The 16344-nt window shown below is 42.7% G+C and carries 14 protein-coding genes and 1 pseudogene; 4 read left to right on the top strand and 11 right to left on the bottom strand.

Going from position 1 to position 16344, the window contains the following annotated elements; all coding sequences use genetic code 11:
* Positions 1-278: 278 nt before the first annotated feature.
* The 3 genes from V7K97_RS27400 (at position 279) to V7K97_RS27410 (ending at position 1761) form a co-directional block, all read left to right on the top strand.
* Positions 279-674, top strand: coding sequence for a transposase (locus V7K97_RS27400; protein WP_334804126.1), 396 nt, complete (start codon positions 279-281; stop codon positions 672-674).
* Between the two features lie 38 nt (positions 675-712).
* Positions 713-1123 carry a zinc ribbon domain-containing protein gene (locus V7K97_RS27405; RefSeq protein ID WP_334804127.1) on the top strand — a complete coding sequence of 137 codons (411 nt, stop codon included), beginning with the start codon at positions 713-715 and terminating at the stop codon, positions 1121-1123.
* Positions 1124-1194: 71 nt separating this feature from the next.
* Entirely contained in the window at positions 1195-1761 is a 567-nt protein-coding gene (locus V7K97_RS27410) for a DUF2808 domain-containing protein (protein WP_334804128.1), read from the top strand.
* Between the two features lie 61 nt (positions 1762-1822).
* Here V7K97_RS27410 and V7K97_RS27415 read toward each other — a convergent pair whose 3' ends face one another.
* The 7 genes from V7K97_RS27415 to V7K97_RS27445 all read right to left on the bottom strand — a co-directional run bounded on the left by V7K97_RS27415 (position 1823) and on the right by V7K97_RS27445 (position 9191).
* Entirely contained in the window at positions 1823-2170 is a 348-nt protein-coding gene (locus V7K97_RS27415; protein WP_334804129.1) for a hypothetical protein, read from the bottom strand.
* A gap of 79 nt (positions 2171-2249) precedes the next feature.
* Positions 2250-3737, bottom strand: a complete 1488-nt coding sequence (locus V7K97_RS27420) for a CIA30 family protein (protein WP_334804130.1) — start codon at positions 3735-3737, stop codon at positions 2250-2252.
* Positions 3738-3825: 88 nt separating this feature from the next.
* Positions 3826-5028: an FtsW/RodA/SpoVE family cell cycle protein gene (locus tag V7K97_RS27425; RefSeq protein WP_334804131.1), complete on the bottom strand. Its 1203-nt coding sequence runs from the start codon at positions 5026-5028 to the stop codon at positions 3826-3828.
* Positions 5029-5355: 327 nt separating this feature from the next.
* Positions 5356-6804, bottom strand: coding sequence for an ATP-binding protein (locus V7K97_RS27430; protein WP_334804132.1), 1449 nt, complete (start codon positions 6802-6804; stop codon positions 5356-5358).
* A 10-nt stretch (positions 6805-6814) separates the two neighbouring features.
* Positions 6815-7366 carry a heme NO-binding domain-containing protein gene (locus V7K97_RS27435; RefSeq protein ID WP_334804133.1) on the bottom strand — a complete coding sequence of 184 codons (552 nt, stop codon included), beginning with the start codon at positions 7364-7366 and terminating at the stop codon, positions 6815-6817.
* A 323-nt stretch (positions 7367-7689) separates the two neighbouring features.
* The gene (locus V7K97_RS27440; protein WP_334804134.1) at positions 7690-8424 is read right to left on the bottom strand and encodes a TenA family transcriptional regulator; all 735 of its coding nucleotides are present in this window, start codon (positions 8422-8424) and stop codon (positions 7690-7692) included.
* The gene (locus V7K97_RS27445) at positions 8421-9191 is read right to left on the bottom strand and encodes a class I SAM-dependent methyltransferase (RefSeq protein ID WP_334804135.1); all 771 of its coding nucleotides are present in this window, start codon (positions 9189-9191) and stop codon (positions 8421-8423) included. Before V7K97_RS27445 ends, V7K97_RS27440 begins: the two co-directional genes overlap by 4 nt.
* A 490-nt stretch (positions 9192-9681) precedes the next feature.
* Here V7K97_RS27445 and V7K97_RS27450 point away from each other — a divergent pair, with 490 nt between their 5' ends.
* Positions 9682-10686 carry a hypothetical protein gene (locus V7K97_RS27450; RefSeq protein ID WP_334804136.1) on the top strand — a complete coding sequence of 335 codons (1005 nt, stop codon included), beginning with the start codon at positions 9682-9684 and terminating at the stop codon, positions 10684-10686.
* Positions 10687-10766: 80 nt separating this feature from the next.
* Here the strand turns inward: V7K97_RS27450 and V7K97_RS27455 are convergent, their stop codons facing one another.
* The 4 genes and pseudogenes from V7K97_RS27455 to V7K97_RS27470 all read right to left on the bottom strand — a co-directional run.
* Positions 10767-10973: a phycobilisome linker polypeptide gene (locus V7K97_RS27455; protein ID WP_012411143.1), complete on the bottom strand. Its 207-nt coding sequence runs from the start codon at positions 10971-10973 to the stop codon at positions 10767-10769.
* 222 nt (positions 10974-11195) lie between these two features.
* Positions 11196-11684, bottom strand: coding sequence for an allophycocyanin subunit beta (gene apcB, locus V7K97_RS27460; protein WP_069068902.1), 489 nt, complete (start codon positions 11682-11684; stop codon positions 11196-11198).
* Between the two features lie 65 nt (positions 11685-11749).
* A complete protein-coding gene (apcA, locus tag V7K97_RS27465; RefSeq protein WP_094341663.1) occupies positions 11750-12238 on the bottom strand; it encodes an allophycocyanin subunit alpha in 489 nt (162 codons plus the stop codon).
* 487 nt (positions 12239-12725) lie between these two features.
* Positions 12726-16001: pseudogene (locus V7K97_RS27470) on the bottom strand (phycobilisome rod-core linker polypeptide); the annotation flags it as partial.
* Positions 16002-16344: the final 343 nt, after the last annotated feature.

The raw sequence follows: 16344 nt of genomic DNA on the forward strand, positions 1-16344 counted from the left end.
TATATGTACGCCTAGCTTATCCTTGTTTTTTGGGAAAATCGGAATTTTGTAGTTTTTGTTACATTTTTATATTTTTTAGGACTTACGCCAATTCTGTATGAAGAGACGCCAAACTACATGATGAACGAACCGCATTCGCGTTAGCGTCTCCCCTTCTCCCAAAGGGAGAGGCTAGCGCCAAGGGAGGTCAAAGACCAGTTATTGTTGATGGGCAACTTAGATTTTCTTTGGGGTTAACGGTTAGAAGATGGTTTGGAGTGTCTGAGTTTTTTCTCCCAATGCCATCAAACATTGATTATTCAAAGGTAAAAGAGTTTACAATTCTGCCTAAGAATGGTGCTTTTTACCTTGAGATGTCTTATGAAATAAATAAACAAAAACACAGGCTAGACATAAATCAGGCATTGTCTATTGACCTTGGAACTGCGGATAATTTAGCAGCTTGTGTTGATACATTGGGTAATTCCTTGCTGATTGATGCTCGTACAATGAAAGCAATGAATCAGTTGTGGAACAAGAAAGTATCAACACGTCAGTCCGGGAAACCAGAAGCCTATTGGGACAGATGGTTAGACCGTGTAACACGTAAGCGTAACCACCAAATGCGCGACGGCATTAATAAGGCAGCAAAATTAGTTATTGACCACTGTCTAAGACACGGTATGGGACGCTAGTTATCGGTTGGAACGAAGGCTTTAAAGAATCTGCCAACATGGGTAGAGTGAACAATCAGAAGTTTGTTCAAATGCCTTTGGGTCAACTCAAAGACCGATTAAAACAACTGTGTGATTTACACGGCATTAGATTTATTGAAACCGAGGAAGCCTACACGTCAAAAGCATCTTTTCTTGATGGAGACTCCCTACCTAAATATGGTGATAAACCTATCGGTTGGAAAGCATCTGGAAAACGAATTGAACGTGGTTTGTATCGGTCAGCGAATGGTTCAATTGTAAATGCAGATTTGAACGGCAGCGCGAATATTTTGCGAAAAGTAGCCAGCAATCTAAGCATCGACTTAGGCTTACTGGGTAGGCGGTGTTTGACGACCGCAGCGAGAGTTAGACTTTGGATTCTTCCGAATTCTCCTCTGTCCGTAGAATCTCAGTGGCTTCAGCCCTGAGAGTGTCAATCCCAATTCACTGATTCCTAAAGAACTAGAATTGGATTGAGTGCGTTTTTTATATCTGAATTATGCGCGTTGCAACTTTGTTTGGAATAACACTCTCGTTATCAATAGGGATTGCAGAAGTTGCGGTTCCGGTGACTCAGGCTGTGCAGCTCAGAGATGGCACAGTTTATTTTGTCGAACCGCCGAAACTTGTTAATGCCACAACTACTTACAAAGATGTAAATGTTTGGGGTGGGACTTACTATTTTACGATCAATGTGCCGGAAAATGCTGGAGAATCCCTCCAGAAGGTAACGATCGCACAGAAGGAGGGAGCAGAAAATATCGGCTATGATCTTAACGATACCCGCGCATTTGTTGGAACAAGCGATCGCAAAGAAACGCAACTTACATTAGGTGCAGTCACAAATGACCGCGAGACACGCACTGTTTCTGTAAACTTTAACCCACCTGTAACTCCGGGACAGATAGTTACAATCGCCCTCCGCCCTGTAAGTAATCCCAGCTTTTCTGGTGTCTACTTATTGGGTGTCACAGCTTTCCCTGTGGGTGAAAAATCTCACGGTCAATTTTTGGGCTTTGGACGCTTTCAGTTCTACAGCAATAGGGGAAGCTGGTGGTTCCCATAGAAGTGGGATGATCAAGTTGAAAAAGCGATCGCACTCAATGCTTCTGTGGAGGTGGATTTCCTTAACGAGTTTCTAATTTAGCAACTCGCTCCTCTAATTTATTCACTTGTTGCTTCAGTTCAATCACCAAAGTTGCAAGCCGATCAAACATCCGATCTGGCTGTGATAAATTCCCTCTGGAAGCAGTTGATTGTCGTGGGGTAAGTGTTGTTCTTGGCGATGGAGACTGGCGGCCTTGTCCTAGTTGAGATTCTATCTGATTTAACCGCGACTCGATCCGATTAAAATCTGCTTCCAAGTTGTTGATACGGGACTCTACTTGCTGCGATGAGGCAGTTTTGGAAAAAAAACTGCCCCAGAGAATTGTTACTAAAATCCCGGCGATTACTAGCACCTTGATTTTTTCCATATCAATAGCTGACTTCTTCTAACAGTCTATCTAAGCAGGATTTGCTAATCTGGTTACAGACTAAAAATCTGTATATACTTCATTTTTTATCTGGTTGTAAGTTAGAAAATAAACTCTGCCAATCGATAGAGTTGACAGTATTTTCTCGCTGTTTCACCTCAACTGTGACATTAGACGCTTTTCCTATTTTTAGCGCTTGTACGCAAAGTTCTGCCACATCCTCACGGCTGATTTTGCCTCTAATATTATCACCTTGCTCAAATATTAATTCCATACCACCTGCGTCTTCAGTTAAAGCACAAGGTCTAATAATTGTGTAAGGAATTCCACTTTCTCTTAAACTATCTTCTCCCTTCAACTTCCAAGTTAAAATTCCTCCCAATTGGTCATTTAATTTTACTGCTGGCGGTTCTTCATCTAAATTAATGCCAGGGCGACCGGGACGAGTTACACCTGCTGAACTGACGAGGATAAATTGTGGTAAGGTTGTCCCACCATCAGCTTTAATTGATTCCAATTGCAAAGTAAAACCACCGGGAGAAAATTTGGGATTTAAAGCGCCATCGTATTCAAATTTGCTCAACATCAGTTGGAATGAGCAAATTCTACTTTGCTCAATTGGCGGGGCATCTTTGACAACTTTTGCCCGAAAGACGGGAATCAAATCTGCAAAGGGAATGTGAATATCTATCCACGTATCAGCTACGGTGTCAAAGGAATAGCTGTAACCAATACCATCCCATTTTGTATCTGTCCGCAGAAACATTTTATAACGCTGACCATCACCTTTGACGCGCAATTTTACACCTGTGTAACCAGATAAGTTGAAGGGTGGATCAAAATTCTTAGTTCTGACAGAAGCAAATCCGCCAGAGTTAGCGGTGGAGACGTTACCAGCAAATAAAGCTGTATTTTCTACTAATTGGATATTACTGGCACTCACGCCACCCATGACGACATCATCCAATGCTCCCCAGTTATCCTTTAATTCTGCTGATGGCTTGGTGAAATCAAATATTAGTTTTTCCTTTGCTTCGGGTAAATATTTTGCCGCAGCTTGAACTAAGTTTTTGACACCTTGATATTCTACATTTTCTGGGGTGTCGCCAACAATTTCTGGCTGGTAAAATTTAACACCTTGATAGTATTTGGCTCTATCTGCTGTGTCTCCCTCAACTGGTTGTACACGCACTGCTGTACAACAAACTACAGCTTGGATATCAGCCATAACCAAAGGATTTAAAGTTTCTGGTTGCGTGATATCCGCAACTACTAAATCTATATCATTACCAAGAATTGACCGAGCTTTGTCAATGTCTCGAACTAGGGCGCGAACTTTATAACCTTGTTGGAGCGATCGCTGCACCACTCGTTTACCTACACCACCTGTTGCACCTGCTACTAATATTACACCCACGTTTCTTCCTCCATTGGGTCTATCTTGATTATCCTGAGGACGACCTTGGATTAACTGTTGTACCCAGTTAAGGAAAGGAATTACCTCAAAGTAAGTCAGGGTTTCGATAAACCTGCCTAAGTCCCATTGAGAACGATTTTTGTCAGTCATAGTTTCCGTCCTCATAACTTTTTTCAGTCTAGCAATTTTGAGGGAGTGGGGCTAATAACCTTTCACTTGAGTTTATACGGACATGATCTCAATTCCGATTTTTCTGAAAAGCTCTGCGTCTGCGCCCATTTTCAAACAGGGGTTTTCGCAACGGAACTACCTCAGCTTCACTACTCTCGCGTGCTACCCGAATCAGCAATCCAGCAGCTATTAAACTGGCAATCATGGAATTACCACCATAACTAAACATGGGCAAAGGTAAGCCAGTAGTCGGCAAAGAACCTGTAGCAACACCGATATGGAGCAATGATTGTCCCACCATCAAAATCGTCACACCGATCGCTACTAATCGATGTACTGTATTTTTAGCCTTCAGCGCCACCATTAATCCGAGAGTGGCGAATGTCGCTAAAAGTGCCAACAATACCATACTGCCAACAAAGCCAAACTCCTCAGCGAACACTGCAAAAATAAAATCGGTGTCCTGAATTGGTAAATAAAACAGCTTTTGTTGAGAAAGCCCATATCCAGAACCCCAAGTTCTACCAGAACCCACGGCTAGTAGACTTTGCACCAACTGGTAGCCATCTCCTGTAGCATCCGCCCAGGGATTGAGGAATGACATCACGCGCTTACGCTGATACTCTTTAATGCTAATACTGAGTATTGCCAACATCACTCCACCAATTGCTGTTCCTCCCAGGTACTTGTAAGATAATCCAGATGCTAGAGCAATTAGCCAGATAGTCATACCGCAAAGTGCTGTTGTACTCAAGTTAGGCTGGGCAAGAATTCCTAAAAGTACCAGACCGAAAATACCCAACCAAGCCAAGCGAACCCGCCAACTGATTCGTTCCCACTGACCAAAAAGCCGCGCACTTTGCAGCACCAAAAAAGGTTTAATTAATTCTGAGGGTTGAATTGGAATTGGCCCGATCGCAATCCAACGCGCTGCATCAAAAGCTTTTTTTCCCAATCCGGGGATCAGGGTGACGAAAATTAACGCCAAAAACAGCAATAAAAACCAATGGGATAGTCCCAAAATTTTCTGCAACGGCAAATTAACAATAATATTGAATCCGATTAACGAAACTAAGACCCAAAGCAGTTGACGCTTAAAGTAGTACAACCCATCATTCTGACGAGCGTCAGCAACGGCATAGGATGCTGAAAATAGCATGATCAAGCCGACGAACAGCCAAATCAACGTTAACCAGCGCAACAACCGCGCTTCTAAAGCCCAGTTGGAGACTGAACTATCAAAAATTGGAATCAGGCGGCGTAGATTCACGATCAGTACAGGTAAAAAGTTAGAAATTAGGAGTTAGAAATAAAACTCATAAATCATAACTTATAACTCATAAGTAGGCTTGGCAACCATAAATCTTCGAGTTGTCAACTTAAATACACCGCTAGTTCAACATTTCTGACAAATTGCGTTGGCTATGCCCCCCAGTAGTCCTACAAGAAAGCTACGCGTAGCGTTAGAGAAGGCATCGCGATCCTGCAAACATAAAGTACTATTTTATAGACATCTGGTGAAAAAGAATGTAGAGACCTAGCACTGCTACGTCTCTACAAGGGTTCTGGTTAACGCATATTTAATTTCTGGAGATGTCTATTTAATTAAACTTAATGATTTCACGTAATTAACTACTTGTTTGTCCATAGATAGGGGAATTTCAATCGAGAACTCAGTTCCTTGCCCAGGCTCTGATAGACATTTCAGTGTTCCTCCATGTTTTTCAACTACAATCTGATAGCTAATTGATAAACCTAATCCTGTACCCTTACCTACAGGCTTAGTTGTGAAAAATGGATTAAACAGTCTTTCCTTAACTGCTTCCGTCATTCCTGAACCATTATCAGCGATTCGGATCACACAATTCGTTTCAATGACTTCCGTAGTAATTGTAATTTTATTAGGACTGCCGTGAATTTCTGCGATCGCACGTTTACTGTTATAGTGATCGAGCGCATCGATTGCATTACTGATAATATTCATGAATACTTGATTGAGTTGACCAGCGTAGCAATCTACTAAAGGCAGATTTCCATAATTTTTCACTACTTTGATCCCAGGATGCTCAACACTATTCTTGAAACGACTCTGTAAAATCAGCAAAGTACTATCAATTCCCTGGTGAATATCAACTCTTTTCTTCTCCGCTTCATCAAGACGAGAGAAATTCCGCAGGGACAAGACAATTTCAGAGATCCGTTCCGCTCCTACTTCCATCGAATTGAGGATTTTGGGCAAATCATCTAGTAAAAAATCTAACTCAATTTCCTGAATGTATTCTTGAATTTCTGAGGCAGGATTGGCATAGAATTGTTGGTAGAGATGCACAAGCTTCAGCAAATCTTCCGTATAATCCTTTGCATATTTCAAATTCCCGTAAATAAAGTTAACAGGATTGTTAATTTCGTGAGCGACTCCTGCAACTAACTGTCCCAGACTAGACATTTTCTCAGCCTGGACTAATTGGGCTTGAGCTTGCTGTAAGTCACGAAGGGATTTTTCCAATTTTTTAGACTGAGCCTCAGCAATTTCCGCTAAATTCTCCTTGATTTGTAGCGCACTCCGTAGTTGTGCCCTTTGCTGTTTCAGTTCACTTGTTAACTTTTTGGCATCAGCCAAAGCGATGTTCTGAGCTTGTAGTAGAAAGAGAAAATCAACAATTGGGTCATGAATCGCAAAGTCTTTGAGTTTGATACCCACAGGAGCCAGGCTAGTTGTATTTGTAATCCAGGGAGAACCTAAAAAAAATATCACATCCTGCTCTGGTTCATACATCATCTGACCCTTGAGATGCATTCCATTGTGGAGAAACTCTAATATGAACAGGGCACGAGACTGTTTACTAATAGCATCAAAATCAACCAAAATTTTTGGGCGATTGATCTGGAAATGCTGCTCAATGAATTTACCAACCAATGGTTCAGGACTGATGCGCTCTAAGACATCACCAGTTTGGATAATTTCCCGATTACGGCTAAAGGCAAAGTGGAAGGGAAAAGCTTTCGTCAACGACTCTGGTGAAAGTGTAAGGTGAGGAGGAGCCATGCTACTGCACTCAATTTGGTTTATAAATCACTAAAAATTCATCATGTTCAGCCCCATCATCTCGACTTTGGGTTTGGGTAATATGAACTTCTGTGTCAAACCTGCTTCCCAATCCTTTGACTAGTCCAAGAATCATTGGCGTTAGCCCTTCTCTATCAGAGCGATAATGTAAGCTCAGAGACTTTTCCTCCATGTCAGTACATTCAAATGATGGGGGCTGAAGTTCGGGAAAACTAACTCCCACACGAGCATGAAGATTGTCGAGGTTTTCTAAAAACTCAGGGAGTGTATCTCCACTCATATCCATCATTTCGCCATAGCCTTCTTGGGCTGTGTACTGAACCCAGAATTCCCCAAAGGCTTGCATAATATCTTTGGAAGATAGACCGAGAATGACACTAGCAGCTTTTACCAGCCTGTGGGTGATGTCATCGGGATAGCCTTCCATACTGAGGAAAACATCTACATCCACCTCTGCTTTGTGCTTAATTTCTTTCCAAGTATCTTCGCCAAAGCGACTGCACACCATGTCTTGAATTGCCTTATTCACTAATCCGTACATGGAGCCTCCTCTTGCTGCACCTAATTTTGTTTTGTAAATTTGCCCAAGACTCAACAACTAATTCCTTAAAAGGGTTATTTAAATGACAAAATTTTCTGTAATCAAACCTGGAAATATTTGATTACAGCTTTAAAAACCGAAAAAATAGGGAAAACTGTTAGCATTTTAATGCTACAAATACTCATTATTACAACCGTATTTTCACTTATTCCTTTTGCCCAGCTAATTTTGAGGTTTGTAGTAAGCGCTTGAGTGCTTAGAAAATAAGGACTAAAGTCCTTACTACAAACTTGCTTACCCATCAATTTAAGCTTGAAAAACTACTACAGCGATGCATCAAAAATCAGCCATGCATCAGGATACAAGCTATATTTAGAGACTTGGCGCTGAATTCCGTTAAAAAATTGGACACGGGCATCCATAGCTTCTGTAATAGCCAGCTTTACCTTGACATCCTCTTCATTCGTGGTAATTTGAGGTTCAATCACTGCTGCTAGCTTCGCTGCATGACTATCATCCACATCAATATGGACTTCAAAAAAGATCAGCGATTCTTTGGGTAAGGGAGCAGCACCAACAATTCCTTTGTATAGTTGCGTGTACAGGGAATTAACAATCCCTTCGGAAGCATAACAGACGGCACCCAATGCAGCTAAATAGCCGTACTTATGTGGCATCTGCAAGTAGGTTTCAATAAGGGCGAGAGTTTCAGGTGCAGTGGGTAGTGCTATCAGACTTTCGTCGTCGATACCAAGTGCGCGGGTAAATTGACGAAACAATTCTGGGTGAGACTGAGTTATATCTCCCTGTCCCATTTCATCAAATAGGTTTTCCAAAATGACTAACTGACTACTTTCATCTTGGCAGCAAGACAAAATGCTAGCCAAGATCCGATTAAATTCTTTGGAGAATTTGTACATTTGAACAGCTAGTACCTGTATGTCTGGTAAAAATAAATTTCCAGCCCGACAGCGAGTTAAGAACTCATGATTCCATAGAGGATGATTAACTGTTATTTCACGGAAGGAATTTCTAACTAAAGAAGATGTTTGTGTCATCGTGATATTTGTAGGGCTAGGTGGAGGGGTTGGTCAACTAAGGGGCTAAAAAATGATTCATCTATTGCGATATGTTCTGGAGTCACACGCAATTCTTGTAAAGTTGGCATGGTATTGAAGCCAGCCATTTTCAGAGCATTAAAGTAATCTTCAAGAGTTTTGTGAATCAATTGGACATTTAGCCAAGAACCATCTCGTTTCCAAATACGACCAGGAAACTGCTGATCTCGTTTGCTGAAGTAGCCTGCACCCTCGACTTGAAAATAAAACGGATATGCCGCTTCCCGCATATATGGGAAAGATGGATGGGGAACGCTGAATACAAATCGACCGCCTGGACGAAGAATGCGTGCAACTTCTGCCATACATTCTTGGGTCTGAGCAATTGTCAAATAGTTAAATAGAAATACTGCAACAACTAGGTCAATTTCGCCATCATCAAACTGCTTCAGATTGGTAGCACATCCTACTTCATAGCTAATACCCAATGCATCTTCTACTTCTTGCAACTTTGCTGCTGCAATCATGCCTTGGGAAAGGTCTATTCCATGTACTTGTGCAGCACCACGTCGGCGTAATTCTCGACTGCAATAACCTTCTCCACAACCTATATCAAGTACTCGCAACCCAGCAACAGGCTCACAAAGCTCTAGTACAAAAGGGCGGGCTGTAAAGTCTGACAGTGAAGTAGGTTCTCCTCTAATCCACTCTGATGCTGTGCGATTATATAAGTTTTTAGTTGAGTTTTTGTGATTCACATTTGACATTTATCAGTGTTATTTTATACTTGATTTATGATTACTTAATTGAGTCTGATCGGACTAAAATCCTGAACATCTATAATTTAATAATGAATCTGTTTTATTGATAAGGTTGATCTTACCGATTTTAGTTTACTTGTCGATTTTGTGTTTAAAAACTAGCCTTTTCAAAAGAGTAGCTACCCCGAAATTGTCATCTTGTTAATTTCTTTAAATATAAACAGCTAAATTACATTTAACTTCATGAAGTTGGGTTACTACTTAGTTAATAGTAGCTTCACATATAGATAGTTCGATTTTTAAGCTGGAACTTCATCTATGCTTTACTAACAAAGTTAAAATTAACTCTTTTAATCAAGATAAGTAAGAGAAATAAAACAGTATATTTTACGAAGTATAAAAAGAAGAATATTGTTAATTTTGTAATAGCTAGATTCGTTTTGAAAACGAACTGGCTTTGGATGCATTTAGCCAATTTAGAATAACGTTGGAAGAAATGATGTTAGAAGAACTCTTAGCGGAATCACCAGTGCGCGATCGCTTACAATATGAACGTGCGACCGCATTTTCTGAACTTGGCGATCGCCTCTTTGACGAACTTGCTGATAAAATTGCTACAAAGCGACAATACCGACTACTGTTTGAACACACATTAAAGCCTGAGTTATTCCAGCAAATCCGAATTGCTGCTGCGGGTTATATTTCAGCGTGTCTGAATAGTCCCATCATTCTTTCGGAAGCTGAAATGCTTGAACGACTACTAGAAGCAAGAAGTACTTTGCCCAACTACACCGGCACTGGTCTTTTAATGCCCAAGCGAGAACACATTCTGGCATTTAACCTTTTTCAAAAGAGCGTCGCAGAGGCTTTCTACCAACTAGGAGCAAATGACCTGATTGATGCAGTGGATTTACCAGTCAATCTTCGCATGGTCTACGGCAAAACTGATGCCAAGAAGTTGGGTTTGCCCTTCGCTAGCTCAAAGTGCCATAGCGATGTCTGGGCAGGTGTGGCTGCTGATGCAACTGTAGTGGTTCTGCCATTATTTGGTGACATCGATAATATAACCATCGAAGCAGGTGAAATGCCCCGCGAGATGGAACTACAATCTATGCAGGTGATGTCAGACTTCGATGAAGGTCGGGATATTCCGATGGTTGTCTCCTACACCGAAGCACAACTACAACATGGCACAATGTACTTTAATGATGCCCGTGGATTGCATCAAACAGTAAGAAGGAAAAATGAAGGTCTGAGAATTTCAGTAGATTTCCGGTTCCGCAGAAAATTCAATGAAGCTTACCGAGCGATGGTAGCACCTAATATTGGTGGTATTGAAGAAGATATGAGCATCCCTTATGAAGACTGGCTGAAGGTTGGTAAGGAAAGGCTAATTGTGTTTGATGAAACTGTTGAACAGGCTAAGAATAGACAAAATCCTGACGCTCCAGTTCCGCTTTATACTCGCGGATATCGCCTTTTAAATATGTTTAACTGTTGATTTGCAGAAATCCGAGCCACAAAAAAGAGGTCTTTCTCGACCTCTTACCAATTTCCTAAAATAATGTTCTATTTACAGAATTACGATAAGCCAGTATTAGCGCCTTGCTTACCAGTTGCCAGTTCCACCTTAATGATTTTGCCACCTGCTTTTTGAATACGTTGCTGTTCGCGGAACCAGTTCTCATAGGGAACTAGCTTAGTAAAGTATGTATTTTGCAGTTCGCGTTGGGTACGAATTCGGGTTTGGCTGGGAACTAGAGCAGTAATTTTAAACAAACGGGACATATTTTGAAAATCTCCTGTATATTTTGTGAAAACTTTTTTATCTCAAAATCTTGAGTGCAAATCTTTTAATCATTCAAAGGCTGGAAATCAAACATCAATACTAGACCACTAACACTCATCACTGATAATTTACCAAGATAAGCAATATACCGTTCTAGCACTCACGGCTGATTTCCAGACCTTAATAAAGTCGCACCTAAATTCTTAAGCGCAAACTAATTCTTAGCTTAAGCCAGAGGAGATATAGTCTAAGTAAACGCCCATTTCCTTACCAGCGTCAGAACCAACCAAACTAGCGGTTACTTCCTTAATCGCTTGGATAGCTTGCACGGTAGCACCAACGGGAACTCCTAAAGAGTTGTAGGTTTCCTTCAAGCCATTCAATACACGCTCATCCAAAATGGAAGGGTCGCCAGCCAACATAGCGTAGGTGGCATAGCGGAGGTAGTAGTCCAAATCACGGATGCAAGCAGCGTAGCGGCGGGTGGTGTACATATTGCCGCCGGGACGGGTGATGTCAGAGTATAGCAAAGATTTTGCTACAGCTTCTTTAACGATCGCAGCAGCGTTAGCGCTGATGGTGCTAGCAGCACGTACCCGTAGTTCGCCAGTGGCAAAATAGCCTTTTAGCTTTTCTAAAGCAGAAGAGTCAAGGTATTTACCTTGAACGTCTGCGGAGTTAATGACAGCGGTAATTGCGTCTTGAGCCATGTTGTTAATTCCTTATTTCCAACCGTATTGCAATACTTCTGTTTAAGTAGGTAAACAGCTTTACCCTATCCTAGAAGAGCGCCAACTAGGTAGTCGAAGTAGCTACCAGCTTCACTAGCATCATCACCAGACAGCAATGTACCAGCTACATTCTTCAACCCACGGATACCTTCAGCAACACCATCGATAGGAGTTCCCAAGGACTTGTACAGTTCACGGGCACCGATAACACCGATTTCTTCGATGGGGGTAACATCACCAGCAACGATACCGTAGGTAACGAGGCGGAGGTAGTAATCTAGGTCACGCAGACAAGTAGCAGTCAATTCTTGACCGTAAGCGTTCCCACCAGGAGACACAACATCAGGACGCTTTTGGAACAGTTGATCGCCAGCTTGCTTAACGAGCCGTTCGCGGTTTTCTGACAAAATTTGAGCAATCCGCACACGGCGCTCACCACTTGCAACGAAGGATTTGATCCGATCTAACTCACCAGGGCTGAGATAGCGGGCTTCTGCATCAGCATTCACGATAGCTTTCGTGACGATACTCATTAATGGATTCCTCCAATACGAATGAAACCAGGATTTGATTAAACTGGCGCGACTTTAAATTTGGTTTACTGAGTTTCTTTTCTCGTTCTTTTAGACACAACAGTTTGATAACTGTTACGGCTGATAAATTACGAGTTTGCTTGAGTCCACATAAGTACACAAGCTTTTAAACTCAGTTACCTTCCGCAAAACATTTTCCGGCATTCTGTTGAGCATTTATGACTGCTCTTAACACTTTGTAATATTGCTTTTCAGAATTCACTGTTTTAGCTGCAATCTGAGAGCGTTATTACGAAAGGTTACGAATGGGGCAGGGGAAGGGTTACAGGGGACTGGGAATGGGGACTGGGGACTGGGGGCTAGGGACTGGGGACTGGGGACTGGAAATAATCTATTCCCTATTCCCTATTCCCTATTCCCTATTCCCTATTCCCTATTCCCTATTCCCTATTCCCTATTCCCTAATCAACCGCTACACTACCGAGATGTTACCTGCTGGCAGAGATGGGAAGCGGTTGTAAGGCACAACATCTTCACCAAAGTAGCGGCTATATTCTTGGCTTTCGACTATCGCTTCTACAGCAGCTGACAAACCGCTATCGGCTAGCAGCTGGTTATACTGGCTAATTTCTTCCTGATCTGCGGGTGTACGCCCCAACAGGTGGCGGAAGAGGAACTCAATCACCTTGGCATGAGGATAAGGTGACAAGAAGCGCTGGCGATAGATTTCGGAACTGGCTAGTTCACGCACAAACTCGCGGACGGAAATTTCACCATTCTGGAGTTTGCTGTCTAAGTCAGTACGGCGGAAATTATCAGGCACTTCACCGCTAAATACATCCAACACTTGACGGTAAATGGCGTTAATTGCCTGTTGTGTTTCGGCTTGGTTGGTGCTTTCCGTTAGACGGAAAATCCGTGCATGTTTACGCACACCCTGTTCTACGGATTGTCCGCTACCATCGTTGTAGGAACGACCCAGTTCAGCAAATGAGGGCTTACCGTTTGTATGCGCTGCTATATCTGCGATCGCCTGGGCTAAAAGCGGAGTAGTAGTCGATCCAACGCGCGGCTGTACTGGCTTAAAGCTAGGTACAACTACATCATCGTTTTGCTTGGTAAGCTGGTTGTACAACTTCTCTGTATTCGGGAAGTTTGCCGCAGGTAGGGTTGGGAAGCGACGGTAAGGCACTGTATCTTCACCAAACACTTGGTTATATTCCACACTATCTACCAAAGCACCAATAAAGGCACGAATACCTTGAGTAGCCAAAATCTGGTTATACTTGCGGATTTCTGCTTGGTCTAGTGGCGCACGTCCCAGGAAGTGCTTGGTTCCTAACTCAATTACCTTGGTGTTGGGGTAAGGTGTGTAGAACTCTTTCAGGTAGAGGTTAGAGTAACCCAAACCTTCAATAAATTCCTTCACACTAATTTCGCCATTCCCCAGCTTGCTTTCCCACGCCGTAAATTCGTTTTTGGCGATGTAGGGTGCAATATCCCGCTCAAATATCTGACGATACGCAGCACTGATCAAAGTTTGCACTGCAACTTTATCACTGGTATTCGCCACCAATTTGAAGATTTTGGTTTGTTCCCGTTGCTTGCTGACACCTTGGTTAATGCGGAACTGAATATCTGGTTCTGACCGATTTTCGGTCACTGTACCCAGTGTTACAAAGCTCGGCGTTATTTCCTTCTGGACTTTTGCCGCAACATCTTCACGAATGCTACCAACGCGTAATTGTCGCCCTGATACGCCACTAGGAGTCAGATACCGTTCGTAAGGAATTGTATCTTCACCAAATGCTTCGCTGTATTCTACGCTGTTAATAATGGCATCAACTACCGCGTAAAAGCCCTGTTTAGCCGCAATGTCAAAGTATTTGTTGATTTCTTGACGGCCATAAGTCGGACGACCTAACAAGCGACGGTGAATATACTCGATCGCTTTACAAACATACAACGATGACCAGTACAGATTGCGGAATACATCTGACTTAGCTAAAGCGCGGATAAACTCCCGCACCGAGATATCGCCGTTTTCCAGCTTAATTTCTAATACTTTCGGGCGCTGACCTTCGTATAAATCACGACCAAAAACTTGCAGGTAAGCAGCTTTAATCAGTGCTTGCGTGGAGCTTTCGGAGTATCTGACGCTAGAATTTTTGGCAGCCTTTTTACCTCTAGTACCAGGTAGCTGGTCTAACTTGAACACCTTGGGACCAAGGGTACCAGGAGCTTCACCCCGCGCTTTGGGATTGCTATTTTGGTTATTAATCCCTGCCCCTTGGTGAATCAGGATGCGCTTGGTATCCTTGCCAAAAGGAGCCGGACGGGTGCTGGGGTTGCGAGTTTCTTTCGGGAAAATCGCCCCAAACTGAATTTCCAAGGGGTCATTACCAGAACCGTAGGGATGTTGATCTGGTAACGGTTGCTCGTAGGCAGCAAATGTGGTAATAAACTGAGGTATCTTGCGGAAAGGCGCACTGTAGTTAAACAGGTCTTGCTGCGGTCCCCAGTTGCGACATTCTTGGGCTTCTTGACCCAGACCCCGGAGGTAGGGTACTGTTTCTTCACCAAAATAATCACCGTATTCAGCAGAATCGACTAAGGCATCTACCAAGGCTGGTAGGCCACCATTAGAAATAATCGAGAAGTATTTTTGTACTTCTTCGCGGCTACTTGGCCCCCGTCCTAAAATGTGACGGAAAGCTAGTTCGATGACTCGGCTGTTAATAAAAGGCTGATAAAACTGTTTTTGGTAAAGGGGAGATTTCGCTAAACGACGGACAAACTCTTTCACCGAGATGTCGCCATTCTTGACTTTGGATTCTAGGTCAGATATGGATAAGCTATAAGCACGGGTAATGTCGCGCTCAAAGATTTGCCGATATGCGGCCTTGATTACCTCATTTTTTTCGCTAGCTGATAACCCAGTCTTCAAGACGAACTTGGGACGACGTTCTGCTGCATTAAAGTAAATTTGCGGCAGTTGCAACCCTTGCTGGTCGCTAGAGGGGCGTTGGCGAACTTTATTTGAAGGTGTGGCTGCTTTGAATTCTGTTAACAAAACATCCATGTACTGAGACACAATTTCTGTAGCCTCAGCATCGTTGCGGAAAAATGAAAGTGACCCGGCTTTGATTTCCTGCAAAGCTACTAGCGTTGCTTCACCAGAGCAGGCATTTTCAATTATTTCCCGCAAACCCCTTGTATTCACCGCTATGATGTTGGGGTCGCCAGCAACGATCGCATAAGTAGCGTAACGCAAGAACCAGGATAAATCCCGCAAGCTCTTGGCCATGTTGCTTGGGCCATAACGAGCAATGTTAATTGGTCTGAAACCTGCGGGTGTCGGACCACTGGGGGATGAGTTGAAGATTGAGCGTAAATTTTCTAGGAACCCGCCACGACTTTCAACGTAGGTTACAGTTCCTAGTTGCATCCCTTGTTGAACATTTGCACCACCACCAGCAGTTACTAATTCTGCTTCTCTGGGCTTTTCTAAAAAAGCCATTGGCGAACCACCAACAAAAATCCGGTTGGCAGCACGAGATACGATAATCTCGGCATTGTCCGTCAGCGTCTGGGAAATTTCTAGACGCTTTGCACCAGATGCAAAATAGCTTGCCAGTTCACTTAGTTCACCATTTCCCAAAAAGCGGTCTTGCTGCTCCGCTTGGGTAATTGTCGCTACCGTTAGGGTTTGATATAGTTGCGGACGCGCAACCGAGCTTCCACCACTCGCCTTAACACTCATCGGATTTGTAAAACTCCCATCATAAGCGTTTATGTGTTAAGTCTGGATCGTTTTGAGGCTTGACACATCGTTGTGTCTATGCTTTATGAGCTTGAGAGTATTGCCTGCAAAACTGCCAGTAAATTAACCCAGTTAGCTTTTAGATTAGAACGTTTTGCGTTCTCAAGGCGGGTTTATTAAGAAGTATGTAGAACCTGTATCTTGAATGCCTCTAGTCTTAAAAGTGCATACCTTAGTTTGACTGAGATAATATCTAAGTTTTGTAACTAAGTAGAAGTTGGGAACTGTGTGCCGATTTATTTTTTATTTAAACGCATAGGTGCTTCTCTACGAGACGCTACGC

Origin of the sequence: Nostoc sp. (assembly GCF_036917815.1) — a bacterium.
GTDB lineage: Bacteria > Cyanobacteriota > Cyanobacteriia > Cyanobacteriales > Nostocaceae > Nostoc.